General features: G+C 64.8%; 13 protein-coding genes. 9 read left to right on the forward strand and 4 right to left on the reverse strand.

Annotated elements, in window-relative coordinates:
• Nucleotides 1–44: 44 nt before the first annotated feature.
• Nucleotides 45–1,445 (forward strand): class II fumarate hydratase, encoded by a 1,401-nt coding sequence (gene fumC, locus QYH69_RS31950; RefSeq protein WP_308835667.1) that lies wholly within the window; start codon nt 45–47, stop codon nt 1,443–1,445.
• Between the two features lie 92 nt (nt 1,446–1,537).
• On the opposite strand, the gene QYH69_RS31955 is transcribed toward fumC, so the two are convergent.
• Both QYH69_RS31955 and QYH69_RS31960 read right to left on the reverse strand, forming a co-directional pair.
• Nucleotides 1,538–2,044 carry an acyl-CoA thioesterase gene (locus QYH69_RS31955; protein WP_308835668.1) on the reverse strand — a complete coding sequence of 169 codons (507 nt, stop codon included), beginning with the start codon at nt 2,042–2,044 and terminating at the stop codon, nt 1,538–1,540.
• An 82-nt stretch (nt 2,045–2,126) separates the two neighbouring features.
• Entirely contained in the window at nt 2,127–2,276 is a 150-nt protein-coding gene (locus tag QYH69_RS31960) for a hypothetical protein (protein ID WP_198039150.1), read from the reverse strand.
• A gap of 274 nt (nt 2,277–2,550) precedes the next feature.
• Between QYH69_RS31960 and QYH69_RS31965 the strand changes: the two genes are divergently transcribed.
• Nucleotides 2,551–3,267: a helix-turn-helix transcriptional regulator gene (locus QYH69_RS31965; protein ID WP_308835669.1), complete on the forward strand. Its 717-nt coding sequence runs from the start codon at nt 2,551–2,553 to the stop codon at nt 3,265–3,267.
• Nucleotides 3,268–3,452: 185 nt separating this feature from the next.
• The gene (locus QYH69_RS31970; protein WP_308835670.1) at nt 3,453–6,035 is read left to right on the forward strand and encodes a DUF6600 domain-containing protein; all 2,583 of its coding nucleotides are present in this window, start codon (nt 3,453–3,455) and stop codon (nt 6,033–6,035) included.
• Between the two features lie 156 nt (nt 6,036–6,191).
• Here the strand turns inward: QYH69_RS31970 and QYH69_RS31975 are convergent, their stop codons facing one another.
• Entirely contained in the window at nt 6,192–7,163 is a 972-nt protein-coding gene (locus QYH69_RS31975) for a thymidylate synthase (protein ID WP_308835671.1), read from the reverse strand.
• Nucleotides 7,164–7,425: 262 nt separating this feature from the next.
• Nucleotides 7,426–8,823: a sigma-54 dependent transcriptional regulator gene (locus QYH69_RS31980; RefSeq protein ID WP_308835672.1), complete on the reverse strand. Its 1,398-nt coding sequence runs from the start codon at nt 8,821–8,823 to the stop codon at nt 7,426–7,428.
• A gap of 381 nt (nt 8,824–9,204) precedes the next feature.
• Here QYH69_RS31980 and QYH69_RS31985 point away from each other — a divergent pair, with 381 nt between their 5' ends.
• The 6 genes from QYH69_RS31985 (at nt 9,205) to QYH69_RS32010 (ending at nt 14,487) form a co-directional block, all read left to right on the forward strand.
• Nucleotides 9,205–9,900, forward strand: a complete 696-nt coding sequence (locus QYH69_RS31985; RefSeq protein WP_374992543.1) for a hypothetical protein — start codon at nt 9,205–9,207, stop codon at nt 9,898–9,900.
• 70 nt (nt 9,901–9,970) lie between these two features.
• Entirely contained in the window at nt 9,971–10,519 is a 549-nt protein-coding gene (locus tag QYH69_RS31990) for a hypothetical protein (RefSeq protein WP_308835673.1), read from the forward strand.
• Nucleotides 10,516–11,172, forward strand: a complete 657-nt coding sequence (locus QYH69_RS31995; protein WP_308835674.1) for a hypothetical protein — start codon at nt 10,516–10,518, stop codon at nt 11,170–11,172. The genes QYH69_RS31990 and QYH69_RS31995 overlap by 4 nt, the downstream gene beginning before the upstream one ends.
• A 27-nt stretch (nt 11,173–11,199) precedes the next feature.
• A complete protein-coding gene (locus QYH69_RS32000) occupies nt 11,200–12,780 on the forward strand; it encodes a hypothetical protein (RefSeq protein ID WP_308835675.1) in 1,581 nt (526 codons plus the stop codon).
• Between the two features lie 128 nt (nt 12,781–12,908).
• Nucleotides 12,909–13,619, forward strand: a complete 711-nt coding sequence (locus QYH69_RS32005) for a C39 family peptidase (protein WP_308835676.1) — start codon at nt 12,909–12,911, stop codon at nt 13,617–13,619.
• 7 nt (nt 13,620–13,626) lie between these two features.
• Entirely contained in the window at nt 13,627–14,487 is an 861-nt protein-coding gene (locus QYH69_RS32010) for a peptidase C39 (protein WP_308835677.1), read from the forward strand.
• Nucleotides 14,488–14,629 lie beyond the last annotated feature (142 nt).

Genomic DNA, 14,629 nt, shown 5'->3' on the forward strand with positions numbered 1-14,629 from the left:
GCGCCCGCCGCGCGCCGTCGTCAAACCTCAAGCGGAGTGAAATCATGACCGAAGATGTACGGATGGAACGCGATACGTTCGGCGAGATTGCGGTGCCGAACGATCGTCTCTGGGGTGCGCAGACGCAGCGCTCGCTGCAGAACTTCAGGATTTCGAGCGAGAAACAGTCGCCGGAACTGATTCATGCGCTCGCGGTGATCAAGCGCGCCGCAGCGGAAGTCAACCTCGGTCTCGGCGTGCTCGATGCGAACAAGGCGAAGGCGATCGTTCATGCAGCCGACGAAATCATCGAAGGCAAACACGCCGGCGAATTTCCGCTGGCGGTCTGGCAGACGGGCTCGGGCACGCAGACCAACATGAACCTCAACGAGGTGATCGCAAACCGCGCGAGCGAGCTGCTCGGCGGCCAGCGCGGCGAAGCGCGCCTCGTGCATCCGAATGACGACGTCAACCGCGGCCAGTCGTCGAACGACGTGTTTCCGACCGCGATGCATATCGCCGCCGCGGTGGGCATCGTCAAGCATCTGCTGCCCGCGCTGAAGACGCTGCGCGATACGCTCGACGGCAAGGCAAAGGCATTCGCCGACGTGGTGAAGATCGGCCGCACGCACCTGCAGGATGCGACGCCGCTCACACTCGGTCAGGAATTCTCGGGCTATGTCGCGCAACTCGATCAGGGCATGCGCCATGTCGAATCGACGCTGCCCCACCTGTATCAGCTCGCGCAGGGCGGCACCGCGGTCGGCACGGGGCTGAACGCGCATCCGCAATTCGCCGACCAGGTCGCGGCGGCGATCGGCAAGCTGACCGGCTTGCCGTTCGTGTCGGCGCCGAACAAGTTCGAGGTGATGGCCGCGGCCGACGCGCTCGTGTTCGCGCACGGCGCATTGAAGACCGTCGCCGCGAGCCTCATGAAGATCGCGAACGATATTCGCTGGCTTGCAAGCGGCCCGCGCTGCGGTCTCGGCGAACTGGCGATTCCGGAAAACGAGCCGGGCAGCTCGATCATGCCGGGCAAGGTCAACCCGACGCAGTCCGAAGCGATGACGATGCTGTGCTGCCAGGTGTTCGGCAACGACGTCGCAGTGAACGTGGGCGGCGCGAGCGGCAACTTCGAACTCAACGTTTTCCGGCCGATGATCGCGCACAACGTGCTGCAATCGGTCCGTCTGCTTGCGGACGGCGCGCTGAGCTTCAACGACAACTGCGCGGTCGGCATCGAGCCGAATCGCGCACGCATCGATACGCTGCTCAACGAATCGCTGATGCTCGTGACCGCGCTCAATCCGCACATCGGCTACGACAAGGCCGCGCAGATCGCGAAGAAAGCGCACAAGGAAGGAACGACACTGAAGGCGGCCGCGCTATCGCTCGGTCATCTGACCGAGCAGCAGTTCGACGAATGGGTGCGGCCGCACGAGATGGTCGGCCACGTGAAGGGCTGAGCGAGCCGGCCGGTCGGGCTCGCTGCTTCAGATGATGCGAGGCGTCGCGCCGACGCCTCGCGAGCACCTCAAACCGAATCTCGAACCGAATCTCAAACTTTTCCCTGCGCCACTTCTTCCGGCTTCAGCTCGACGATCGCGTCGAGCGCCGCCTTCACGTCCATCGCGTACTTCGCAAGGCGATGATGTTCGTCGGTGACCGGTACGAAGGCCGGCACCGGCAGCGGATTGCCGTTCTCGTTGACGGCCACCATCACGACGAGACAGTCGGTAGTCTGCATCAGCTCGCCGCCCTTCGGGTCGCCGGCGAACACCGACACATGGATATGCATGCTCGTGCGACCGGTCGCGACGACGCGTGCGCGCAGCTCGACCAGATTACCGACGTGAATCGGCCGGCGAAAACGGATATTGCCGACGCTGACCGTCACGCAATAACGCCCCGACCAGACCGCGGCGCACGCGTACGCGGTTTCGTCGATCCATTTCATCAACGCGCCGCCATGCACCTTGCCGCCGAAGTTGACCGATGTCGGCTCGGCCAGAAAGCGGAAGGTCGTTTCCGAACGATCCAGCGGTGCGGCGGAAGGGGTGCTCATCTTGACTCCGGTCGATCTGCGAATTGAAAGGAGCCGATTATACGAGCGCCGCAAAAAATCGGGCCGCCATCCGCGACGCGCCTTACTTGCGCACCGTGACGCCTTCGTCGATCGTGCCGTACATCTCGATGCTGCTGCCGGACGAGCCGACCGGCGTGCTCGCGCCGCCTTGCGCGCAAGCGGCGCACGACAGCACGGCGATGACCGCGCAAGCGGCAAGAATGACTTTCATCGGATTGTGTTTCCCGGATAAAACGCGTTTCCGATTCTAGCCTGGCGAGGTTGCGCGAGATGGAACGGACGGACGCAACGCCGACGCGCCTCGCGCGGGCGATCCGGCCGGATACCGCGGTTCCCAGGTTCGACACCTGCGCATCCGACATTTCGCGCGATCCTGAAACGTCGGATGCGAGCCAGGTTTACAGTGGAGTCGTGACGGGTGCGCCGCCTCCCCCGCGCGCCGGCCGCACCGGCATCTTCGATTGCAGAAAACCCGACGACCTCCGATGACCAATCCGCTTACCGAAGCAACCGGCCAATTCCCGGGCTTGAGCCGTATCGGCGCGCTGCTCGCCGATCCCGGCCGCGCCGCGATGCTGTGGGCGCTGATGGACGGCAGCGCCCGCCCGGCGGGCGAATTGACGCTGATCGCGGGCCTCTCGCCGTCGGCGGCGAGCGCGCACCTCGCCCGCCTCACCGACGGCGGTCTGCTCGCGCTCGAAGTGCGCGGACGGCACCGCTATTACCGGATCGCGACGCCCGATATCGCGGCAGCGATCGAAGCGCTCATGAATCTCGCTCAGGCAGCCGCACCGCAGCGGCCGACGCCACGCCCCGCGCGCACCGTGCCCGTCGACATGCGCTATGCGCGCACGTGCTACGACCATATGGCCGGCGAACTGGCGGTGCGCGTCTATGAGCGGCTCGTCGGCGACGGCCTGCTCTCGTGCGAAGGCGACCGGCTCGACGCCACGCCCGCCGGCGCCGAACGGCTCGCCGGCTGGGGCATCGACGTCGCCAGCCAGCGCGCGCTGCGCCGCCGCTTCGCGTGCACATGCCCGGACTGGAGCGAGCGCCGTCCGCACGTCGGCGGCGCACTCGGCGCGGCGCTACTCGACGCATGGTCGTCGCACGGCTTTGTCGAGCGCACCGACCGGCCGCGCGTGCTGCGCGTGACGCCCGCCGGTCACCGTCATTTCGACGACTTCCTGCGCGGCGCATAATGCGAAGCCCAACGCGGGATCTTCGCACCGCCGGCCCGGTGCGAAACGGCTGCGCGTCGCACGACACGTCTTGTTACAGCGCGGGCCGGATAGCTTACAAATGAGCGCGTCTTGAAATACGCGCCGCGGGTACAGTGATTTCACACGGTGCCGTCTCTCGCGTGGCACCCGACGGAGTCACACTAATGAAAACGCACACATCCGGTTCTTCGAATTCCCGCACTGCCTGTACTGCCCGCGCCGCTTCGCCCGCCGTCGCGACCGCGATCGCGGCCGTTGCCGCCGCGCTGTTCGTCGCGTCGGGCACGCCGCGCGTCTATGCACAGGAAGCCCCACCGCCCCCGAATGCCGCAGGGCCGGCCGCGCAGCCGGCCGGCGCGCAGGACGCCGACCCGCCGGGCCGCGTCGCGCGCCTGAACTACATGGCCGGCACCGTGACGACCGAACCGGCCGGCGCGACCGACTGGTCGTACGCGCAGGTCAACCGGCCGCTCACCACCGGCGATCAGTTGTGGAACGATAAGGGCGCGCGCTCGGAGCTGCATATCGGCTCGACCGCGGTGCGCGTCGGCGAATCGACGAATGTCGACATCCTCAATCTCGACGACGACAGCACGCAACTGAAGGTCGCGCAAGGCACGCTGTCGACGCGCGTGCGCGAGCTGCCGGCCGGCACGTCGTATGAAATCGATACGCCGAATCTCGCGCTCGGCATCGACGGGCCAGGCGACTATCGCGTCGACGTCGCGCCCGACGGCAGCGAGACCACCGTCACCGTGCGCGGCGGCAATGCGACCGTCTATGGCGACAGCGGGCAATTGCCGGTCGCCGCGGGCCAGCAGATCCGCTTTTCCGGCACGAATCTGCAGCAGGTCGCCAGCAACGGCGCACCGGCGCCCGACGCGCTCGACCAGTGGGCCGCGAGCCGCGACGCCGCGGAAGACAATTCCGTGTCCGCGCGCTACGTGTCGCGCGACGTGCCCGGCTATCAGGATCTCGACGCGAACGGCACGTGGAGCCAGAACCCGCAGTATGGCGCGGTGTGGACGCCGAACCAGATGCCGGCAGGCTGGGCGCCGTATCAGGACGGCCATTGGGTGTGGCAGGCGCCGTGGGGCTGGACCTGGGTCGACGATGCGCCATGGGGTTTCGCGCCATATCACTACGGACGCTGGGCGTATATCGGCAACTCGTGGGCCTGGGTGCCCGGCGAAATCGTCAGCGAGCCGCCCGTCTATGCGCCGGCGCTCGTCGCGTTCGTCGGCGACGGCGGCGGGGTCGACTGGGGGGTCAGTCTTGCGGTCGGCGGCGTCGCGACCGCCGGGCTCGCATGGTTTGCGCTCGGCCCCGGCGAGCCGTGGCATCCGCACTGGGGGCACGGCTGGAGCCCGCGCTACTACGACCGTGTGAACCGGCCGATCTACGTGCACAACCGCATCACGAACATCCACAACACGTACATCAACTACCGCGCGCCGCATGCGATCACCTGCGTGCCTGCGACCGCGTTCGTGCACGGGCAGCCCGTCAATCGCTTCGCGCAGAAGGTCGATCCGCGGCAATGGCATAACGCACGCTTCAACGCGGGCGCACCGGGCATCGCGCCGGTCCGGCAAAGCTTCGGTCCCGGCATGCGCAATGCCGCGTTCCGGCCTCCCGCGGCGGCGTCCGGCCGTCCCGTCGTAGCGACGCGCCGGCCGGACGTGCCGCCGGCCTACCGCGATCGTCTGGCCCAGCAGTTCGCGCATGGCGGCGGGCGCGTGGCGGGCGCCGGCAATCCGGTCGTGCATACGTCGGTGCCCGCGAGCTTTCGCGGTAGCAGGATCGGCGCGGCGGGCGGGCCGCAGCCCAACGTGCGGCTCGTCGCCGTGCGCGGGCCCGGTTCGGTCCAGGGGCGGCAAGCGGGCGGCGAGACACGGCCCGGGATGCCGCCGCAAGCGGGTTTCGCGCCTTCTGGGATACGCGGAGAGCCGAATGGGCGGCCGCCGGGCGGCCAGCCCAACGGCGTGCCGCACCCGCAGCCGTTCGCGGGCGGTGCACCGGGGCAAGCTCGACCGCCGATGCCCGCGCAGGCGGGCGCCGGCATGCCGCAGCAAGCGAATGCGCAAGCACGGCCGGGCAACGGTGTGCCGCGGCCGCCGCAATTTGCCGGCGGCATGCCGAATCCGGGCACGCATGCAGGTCCGCAGCAACTGGGCAATGTGCCGCAAGGCCAGCGCCGGGAGCCGTCGTGGACAGAGCCGCATACACCGATCGGGCAACAGCGTGGCGGCCGGCCAGACCAGCCGATCGCGCAAGGCGCGGGCCGACCGCCGCAGATGCAGGCACAGCCGCAAGCGCAGCAGACGCATGGAGGACAGCTGCGGCCCGAATTCAACCCGCAGGCGAACGCGCCTCGGCCGCCCGCGCAAGGGCAGCCACAGGTGCAGCAGCCGGGGGCTCGTCCGCCGCAGGCGCAACAGCCGATGCAACAGGCACGTCCCGAGTTTCATCCGCAGCCGTTGCAGCAGCCATTGCAGCAGCCGAGGCCGCAGCAGCAGGTTCAGCAGCCGCGGCCTGAGTTCCACCCGCCGCAGGTTCAGCAACCGCGCCCGCAGCCGATGCCACAGCCACAGCCACGGCCGCAGCAGGTGCAGCAGCCAAGGCCCGCGTTTCACCCGCAGCCGCAGCCGCAGCCGCGGCCGCAACCGGTGCAACAGCCGCGGCCTCAACCCCATCAGGAGCAGCGCGCGACCGGCGGTGGACGCGACGACCATCGCCACGGGTAACGGCCAGCGACACCTGACCGGCAATGAACAAAGCCCGCCGCAATCTGCTTGCGGCGGGCCTCGTCTATCGATAGCTGCGCTTCAGACAGCGAACGGGCAGCAATTCGCGCCGTCCGTTCCGGATCGAACGCGTGCCGCGAGCCCCCGATACAAGCCTCAGATCGCCATCGGCGCCGTCAGCGGCTCGTGGTGCTGATACCCCACCAGCGCAAAGTCCGACGGTTCGACCCTGTCGAGCCACTGCGGCTCGTACACACCCGTTTTTGCATACTCCGGCACGCGTTCCGCGATCTCGAGACGCGGGCTCGGATACGGCGCGCGCGCCAGTTGCTGTTGCAGCATTTCGAGCTGGTTCTCGTAGATATGCGCATCGCCGATGAAATACGTGAACCAGCGCGGCGTATAGCCGGTCAAGCGGCCGACGAGGTGCAGCAGCGCCGCCCCTTCGGCCAGATTGAACGGCGTGCCGAGGCCGACATCGTTGCTGCGAATGTAGAGGCATAGCGAAATCTCGCGGCGCGCAACGTTCGGCAGGAACTGATACAGCAGGTGGCACGCGGGCAGCGCGATCTCGTCGAGCACGGCCGGATTCCATGCATGAAACAGAATCCGGCGGTCCGACGGGTTGCGCATGATCGTGTCGAGGCATTGACGCAACTGATCGATCGCCTTGTACAGCAGCACCTTGCGGCTGCCGCCCTCTTCGAATTCTGTCACCGGCTGAAAACCGCGCGCGGCCGCGTCTTCGAGCTGCGCGCTCGCGGTCGTGTCGAGCACCTTGTACGCAGGCCATTGACGCCACTGCACGCCATACACGCCGCCGAGGTCGTCCGCGCCTTCGCGATACGGATTCGCGAGCCACTGCGTGTTTTCGTTCGCATTGGCGTCCCACACCTTGCAGCCGAGCGCGCGAAACTGCGCCGCGCTGCGCGACGCGCGCAGAAAGCCGATCAGTTCGCCGATCGCCGATTTGAATGCGAGCTTTCTGGTTGTCACAGCCGGGAATCCCTGCTGCAGATCGAAGCGCAACATCGCCCCCGGCATGCTGATCGTGCGGATGCCGGTGCGATTCTCCTGCCAGCTACCGGTGTCGAGAATCGTGCGGACGAGGTCGAGATACTGTTTCATTCGGGGTTCCTTCGGCGTGGCGCCGCTGTCGGGAAAGCAGCGCCGGCGACGTCGCGTGACGACGGGAAACCCGGATTCTAGCAAGCTTGGAAGAGGTGCTGGATGCGCACTGCAGCTTCGCGCAAACACCGGCCGCATCTGAGCATGCCGCGTGCTGCCTTCGAACCTGAGCACTGACTGGACGAGCGCCGATCTTGCCGTGCTACACACACGACATTCGACCGCCTGGCAATGCAACGACCAGGTTGAGTGTCGGCTCAGATCAAAGGTGCTGAACCGACGGAGGCATGTCCGCGTGCGGTGTCATCTGTTCGCTTTCCATATGCCGCATGCCATGCGAACACAGAAGCCGGTATAGCGTGACACGCGAAATGCCGAGTTCCTGCGCCGCATCGCCAAGACGCCCGCGGTGGCGCAACAGGGCGAGTTCGATCGCCTGCCGTTCGGCTGCTTCGCGCGCCTGCGCGAGCGACACGGGCACGATCTCGACGTACTCGGACAATTCGAGGTCGCGCGCGGTGATCGCACGCCCTTCCGACATCACGATCGCGCGCCGCACGCGGTTGATCAGCTCGCGCACGTTGCCGGGCCAGCTGTAGTTATGCAGCGCCGCGATCGCATCGGGCGCGAAGCCGCGCAGACGACGACTCGCATCTTTTCTGAAGCGTTCGAGCATATGCCGCGCAAGCAGCTCGATATCCTTGCCCCGCGCGCGCAGCGGCGGTTCGTCGATCTGCAGCACGCACAAACGGTGATACAGATCCGAACGGAAACGCCCTTCGATCATCGCGCTGTTCATATCGACGTGTGTCGCCGAGATGATGCGCACGTCGACCTCGATCGAGCCGTGCCCGCCGAGACGCTCGACCTTGCGCTCCTGCAAAAAGCGCAGCAGGCTCGCCTGGCTCTCGAGCGGCAGATCGCCGATTTCATCGAGAAAGAGCGTGCCGCCATTGGCCGCTTCGACGCGGCCGATCTTGCGCTGATTCGCACCCGTAAACGCGCCGCGCTCGTAACCGAACAGTTCGGATTGCAGCAGATGCGGCGGAATCGCGCCGCAATTGATCGCGACAAACGGCGCATTGCGACGCGCGGAGCGCTCGTGAATCGCCACCGCGGTCAGTTCCTTGCCGGTGCCCGATTCGCCTGAAATAAACACCGGCGCATCGGTCATCGCGACTTTACGGATCGAGCGGAACAGCGCGAGCATTGCATCGCACGAGCCGACCATTTCGCCTTCGGTGCCCGTCGTTTGTGTCCCATCGTTCGATGCGGTCTCGCCAAGCGAGATCATTCCGTACGCGTGGCCGACGGAATCGACGATGCGATCGCCTGAATAAGGGACCGTAACGTAGTCGAAACAGTAATCGCGAACGAGCCGGCGCAGCGCGGCGTCCTGCAGTTGGCCGGGTGCCGTGGCCGCGACCCAACCGACGTTGGGCATCGTCAGACAGGATTCGAATGCGGCAATTTCGTGTTGCTGGAAACAGCTGGAAAGGTCGAGCAGGCCGCCGGCCGCCGTGCCGGCGCGCACCGCGCGGCGCACGTCGCGCGCCGAGCCGACTACTTCGACATGCCAGCCCCGCTCATGGAAGCGCGCGTTGAGGTCAGCACTGGGATCGCGTGAAACGTAAATCAGTTGCCGCGTTGCGGATTCCATTATTCAGATCCTCTCGTCAACGAACGTTAAGGATGACGCACGTACCTGAGCCGCTATTCTCGCATTCCTCAGTTACGTCTATTCGCATCGGGATTCGCTAATACAACGAAAACCGAACGGCCATTCCATTCCGTACGGACAGCTGATCCCCGAAAAACGGCGCTTTGTATTGAACGGCCCATGAATGGGCTTTTTTAAAACTTGTGCTGTAGTCGAGAGCTTACTATACGTACGGCGCTTCGAAAAACAAATATGCAAATTAATTGAGTAATCCTTGATTAGGTAAGGCTGACCGGGCACAAATAGCTGCAGGTAAGTTCTTTCTGAATAAAAACATTGCGCGCATTCACCATACTTTATTTGCCGCAAACGAATCGTTGCGTGAGCAAGCAATCGTCCAAATCGCACTATTGCCGGTGTCGTATCAACGCTGAAACGTTTTCAGCCGATTTCCGGATCCGCGCGCGCCTGCCTTTACATCCAGGCCTGCTGCATCAACGGAATGCTCGATATGGCATATGTTTCGCTAAATGTGCGGCACCAAGGAGACACATCATGCGACACGTTTCCCGCGGCGCTTCATGCCATCGCCACACCACTGCCGGCCTGATCGGCGGGCGTATTCGTGCTGTTTCCGAACGCTCGCGTGCCGGCGTCGCAGCGCTCGGCGCAACGCTCGCCATCAGCACGCTGCTGTTCGCCCTGCCCCTTGAGGCGTTCGCTCAGGAATCCGCTGCGTCGACGGCTTCCGACGCCCGACGCGCCGCCGTCCCGGACATCATGCCTGCAGCGGCCCCACGAGAGGCAGTTGCCGATAGTCAGAACGATGCGCTGACATGGGTATTGAACACGCCCGCCAATGTCGTTTCGATGAACGACGTTCCCCTCGATGACCACATGCTTGCGCGGCAACGCGGCGGTGCGACCGGATTCACGATGATCGCGGCCACGCCGGACCTGTTGCGCGGCTCGTCGGTCACGCTGTGGGACGAGATTGCACCGCCCGCTCCGCTGCCGGTTCCGGTCGATGCGGGACGCGCGGCGCAAAGCAACGTCGCGAATTACCTCAGAAAGTGAGCGGGAAGGAATGCGGCGACGTAACAACCAATTAACAACCAGTTTTCAACAACACGCTGTCGGGGTATTCATGAACGCGTCGCTTAATGCAACCGTGAAGGCATCGTCGAACGTATCGATGCGGACTTCACGCGGTCGGCTTACGTTTGCACGGCCGTCCCTGGCCGCCGCGCTCGCCGGCTCATGCATCGCCTTCATTGCTTGCGCCGCACACGCGCAGCAGGTCGCGAACCCCGGCGACATCGTGCTCGAACGTGAGGTCGCACCGCGTAATGCGTTTGTTTCGGTTCCAAACAATCAGGAACCCATACTATCTAGCGCGACCACGTTCCCCGCGAACAGCTTCAACCCGGCGATGGCGCAGCTCGCGTCCGACTCCGATCTGACCCATGCGCGCGGATCGACCGGCCTGAGCTCGCCGGGCGTGCTCGCCGGCACCGGCATGCAGGCGGTCACGCGGATTCTCTCCGGCAACACGACCGGCAATAACGTCGCACTCGGCGCGGGCGGCATCGGCCAGCCGGCGGCCAGCATCGGCGGCACGATTTCGTCGTCGGTGACGGGCGCGCTCGCGCCGCTGTCGAGTGCGCCAGGCGGCGCATTGGGAGGTCTCAAATGAACGCTCGCCGCTCGAGCATCAGCGTCACGATAAAGATCGCCCGTGCCGCTTATGCGGCCCTCACGGTCGCCGGCGCCGCCGCGACGTTCGCATGCACGGCACAGCTGGCGCATGCCCAGGCGCTCGCGCGCATCGCCGGCGAGGCGGGCATCGCAACGGGCGCGGCCGTCGGCGCAACGGGCGCGATCACCGTCAATGAAGCCGCGGGCATCAACAACGCGCAGGCCAACCAGCTGACGATCTCGACCGGCGGCTCGGCCGCCAACGACAACGCGAGCGTACAGAGCGCGAGTGCGTCCGCGAAAGTCGCGAGCGCGCGCGCATCGATTGCGGGCAACGCATTTTCGAATACATCCGGCGCCGTACTGGTCAACCAGTCCGCGGGCGCGGGCAATCTCCAGCGCAACAGTGTGCAATTCGGCACTGCTGCGATCGGAGTCGAGACCGTTTCGGACAGCGTGTTGTCCGCAATGGTCCCGAAAAACGGTGGTCTGGCGCGAGCGAACGCGGTTCACGACGCGAGGGAGGCAACCATCTCCAACGAGGCCTTCAGAAACGTCAATGGCATCGTGCAGATCAACCAGACTGCCGGAGCCGGCAATGCCACGGCGAACAGTTTTGTGCTCCGTCCCCCGGCGGGCACTCTTTTCTAACTGACCAATAAGTATCGGAGCGAGATCATGAAACTCAAGCGCACCCTGATTGCGGCAGCGGTCCTTGCCGCGGCATCCGGCAGCGTGTTCGCAGGACAGGTGAAGAATCCGTATCTCTTCAATGCGACGATGGTCGGCGAGCAGATCGGTATTGAAGGATTCGTGCGCCTGTTCGGCTGCGTATCCGTCTCGAGCACCGCGGGCGCCGTCGTCCACAACACGCAGAACGTGTATGTCCATGCATCGCTCGACCCGCAGGCGCAAAGCTACATGCGCGGCGCGCTGACCACGCGTGTCAACAATGCAACAAACAGCGTGAGCGGCACGGGCAGCAACACCGTATGGGCCAACAGCGCGTTCTCGACCAGCGACAGTCATTCGTCGTCGCGTTCGTCGTCGAGCTCGCACAACGCGAATTCCACCACGACCGTCAGCACATCGAGCAACTATGCATACGCAAACCAGGCCAAGGCGAGCGCGTCGAGCGAATATCACCAGTCGAGCGACAGCGGCCATGCAAGCAATAGTGCGTCGTCGTTCGACGCCGGCATTTCGCTTAGCGACAACAGCAAGCATTCGAATTCGCAGTCGGGCAACTTCAGCGGCAAGTTCTCCGGCGGCGCGTCCGCTTCGACGAGCTACAGCTCGCACGGCAAGTACTGGGGAGGCTCTAAAGATCATTCGACGAGCGTTTCCGAAGAAGCGCAGGCCCACGCGAGCGGCTCATACGACAAGAACCATATGTCGAGCTCGTCGGACTCGCTTAACGCCAACGCGTCCGGCCATCTGAACACGAGCCATAGCGACACCGAAAGCCAGCACAAGAACGCGTCGCAGAGCTGGTCCGCGCAGGCGTCGAACAGCGGCTCGGGCAACCGGTCGGCGAGCACGACGCTCACGTATGCGCACAACGACTCGAAGTCGAGCTCGGAGTCGCATTCGGGTTCGTCCTCGTTCTCGACGTCTTCGTCGGCGTCGAAGAGCTGGGGCTATAACGTGAACGACAAGCTCACCACGGTCGACGAAAAGACCAGCGGTTCCGTGACGCAGTACGTCAATACCCAGGCGCCGGGCACGCTCAACGCGAGCACGGGCAGCAACGCCGCGTCGGGCGTCTCGGGCAATCTCGGCATCAACATCGCGGAAGGCATCGACAACGCGCAGAGCAACGATGTCGCGCTCGCGTCGGTCGACGTCGGCAATGTGTTCGGCAACGCACAGATCTTCAACTCGCAAGGTTCGGGCGGCAGCGCGAAGATCAATAACTTCAATCTGAACGCATCGGTCGGCGACGGTTCGCTGTCGCACGTGACGGGTAATGTCGGCGTGAACGTCGCATCGGGTATCGGCAACGTGCAGAACAACAGCCTTGCGGGCGCGGTGACGACGACCAACGCCGGCACGGCGATGACGACCGCGATGGTGGCCACGGACGAGAACTCGCAATCCGCGAACATGGCGGTGCGCGGACAGTTCCAGGGCACCGCGATGCTCGGCGCCAATACGCTTGCGGGTGCATCCGGCAACATCGGCGTGAATATCGCGGGCGGCGCCGGCAACCTGCAGCACAACGGCCTCGCGATCGCCGCGCTCAATAGCGGCCACTAGGATGTCGCACTACGAAGCAAATAACGTGAAGCAGGCCCAGAAAGCCATATAGCCATCACGCGGCATGCACCGGCTGCCGAACAGGCAGCCGGTGCACAGCCTCCGTGTGAGGTATGAAGGAGACCAGCATGTCCGGGTTTGTCAGCTTCCCGGCGTCACCGCTCGCCCTGGCGTTCTCATGTTGCACGTTGTGTGCGACAGCCCACGCACAAGCGAGCATCGATACGTCTACCCTCGCAGGTATTCCGCTGACCAAAACGGTTCGCTCGATGAGGGATATCCGCTACAGCCATATCGTGAGCCAGCAGTTCGACTACAGCTGCGGCGCGGCCGCGCTCGCGACGCTCCTCAAATATGGCTACGGCATCGATATTCCCGAGACGGAACTGATCCGCCGGATGATGGTTTTCTCGTCGCCGGACATCGTGGTCAAGAACGGTTTTTCGATGCTCGACATGAAGAAATTCGTCGAGACGATCGGGCTGCGCGGCAGAGGGTTCCGGGTCAATCCGGACGCGTTGTATCACCTGCAGATCCCCGTGATGGTGTTGATGAACATCGACGGCTATGAGCATTTCGTGATCGTCAAACATGCGGAGAACGGCCGCGTTTTTATCGCGGACCCGGCGCTCGGCAACCGGATCCTCCTCGAAGAGGATTTCTCGAAGACGTGGAACGGGCTCGTGTTCGCCGTGGTCGGCAAGCCATTCAGGGAGGATTCGCCGCTGTTGCAGGACAACGAGTCGCTGGCGTTGAAGCTGCGTGCGGGCGCGCTCGCAACCGGCGCCGCCGCGACACCTTTTGTCGAATACGGCCTGTCACGGGCCGAGCTGTTCTGAGCCCATCATGAAGCGCGAACTCTCAATCAGCAATCGTGCGTTGCTCGCAACCGTAGCGCGCGCCGCCATCACGACCGCAGCGCTCGGGGCAGCGAGCACCGCGTGCGCAGCGGAAGCTGGCGGGACAGCACCGATGCCCGCGTTTCTGTCGGCACGCGATTCGGCGCGCGATGGCGGTCTGGAGACGATCAGATGGCAGCCCGTCGGCGACGACGTGCTCGCAAGTCAGACCGGCAAGTTCGCGAACGGGCAGATGATCTCCGGCTTCGTGCTGAATCTGTTGTCGCAATGGAATCTGCCGAACGGCGCAAGCGCGATCGCACAAGGTTCGCTCGCAGTCGCGCAAAACGCGGCCAACCAGATGAGCGCGACGATCAACGCGACGGCGCGTGTCGCGAGCGGCAGCGGGCGCAACAGCGGCGCGGATCCGTCCGCGCACGTCGACGGTGGCCAGCGAATCGCGGTAAACGGCGTTTCTCAGGTTACGCAGGTGGCAGGCAACAGCAACATCGGCGTGAACGCGGCGCAGATCGGTTTCACCGGCAACGCGCTGCCACCGGCAAGCGGCAATGGCGCGACGAGTGCGAGCGCATCGAACGCGAACGGCACGATCAGGGCGGGCATCACGTTCGGCAACGGCGGCGTGAGCGTCGCGCTGCAGACGCCGGCCGGCATGGCGACGCAAACGATCGCGCCGGGCAGGGGTCAGGCCGGATCGATTGCGCAGATGCTGCAGATCGCAGGCAATGACCAGCAGGTCGCGAACCAGTTGCAACTGCAGTTGCGGACCGCGCAGATGTCGTCGGCGTCGCTACGCCAGGCCGGTGTGCTGCAGGCGCTGCAGAACGCGATCAATGCAAGACGCTAATGCGAAGCGCAGTGCGGCAGACCGGTGCGCGGCAGGTAACGGCAGCGGACAACGGGAGACGTCTGGCAGAAGGCAGGAAAGCAAGAAAGCAAGAAAGCAAGAAAGCAAGAAAGCAAGAAGGCAAGAAGGCAAGAAGGCAAGA

The sequence above is a fragment of the Paraburkholderia sp. SARCC-3016 genome (assembly GCF_031119615.1).
GTDB lineage: Bacteria > Pseudomonadota > Gammaproteobacteria > Burkholderiales > Burkholderiaceae > Paraburkholderia.

Bases quoted from the DNA above. Each gene is read 5' to 3' on its own strand.
- QYH69_RS31960 (WP_198039150.1), bottom strand. From the start codon at position 2,276: ATGAAAGTCATTCTTGCCGCTTGCGCGGTCATCGCCGTGCTGTCGTGC.
- QYH69_RS32010 (WP_308835677.1), top strand. From the start codon at position 13,627: ATGAAGCGCGAACTCTCAATCAGCAATCGTGCGTTGCTCGCAACCGTA.
- QYH69_RS31965 (WP_308835669.1), top strand. From the start codon at position 2,551: ATGACCAATCCGCTTACCGAAGCAACCGGCCAATTCCCGGGCTTGAGC.
- QYH69_RS31955 (WP_308835668.1), bottom strand. From the start codon at position 2,044: ATGAGCACCCCTTCCGCCGCACCGCTGGATCGTTCGGAAACGACCTTC.
- QYH69_RS31995 (WP_308835674.1), top strand. From the start codon at position 10,516: ATGAACGCTCGCCGCTCGAGCATCAGCGTCACGATAAAGATCGCCCGT.
- QYH69_RS31975 (WP_308835671.1), bottom strand. From the start codon at position 7,163: ATGAAACAGTATCTCGACCTCGTCCGCACGATTCTCGACACCGGTAGC.
- fumC (WP_308835667.1), top strand. From the start codon at position 45: ATGACCGAAGATGTACGGATGGAACGCGATACGTTCGGCGAGATTGCG.
- QYH69_RS32005 (WP_308835676.1), top strand. From the start codon at position 12,909: ATGTCCGGGTTTGTCAGCTTCCCGGCGTCACCGCTCGCCCTGGCGTTC.
- QYH69_RS32000 (WP_308835675.1), top strand. From the start codon at position 11,200: ATGAAACTCAAGCGCACCCTGATTGCGGCAGCGGTCCTTGCCGCGGCA.
- QYH69_RS31990 (WP_308835673.1), top strand. From the start codon at position 9,971: ATGAACGCGTCGCTTAATGCAACCGTGAAGGCATCGTCGAACGTATCG.
- QYH69_RS31970 (WP_308835670.1), top strand. From the start codon at position 3,453: ATGAAAACGCACACATCCGGTTCTTCGAATTCCCGCACTGCCTGTACT.
- QYH69_RS31980 (WP_308835672.1), bottom strand. From the start codon at position 8,823: ATGGAATCCGCAACGCGGCAACTGATTTACGTTTCACGCGATCCCAGT.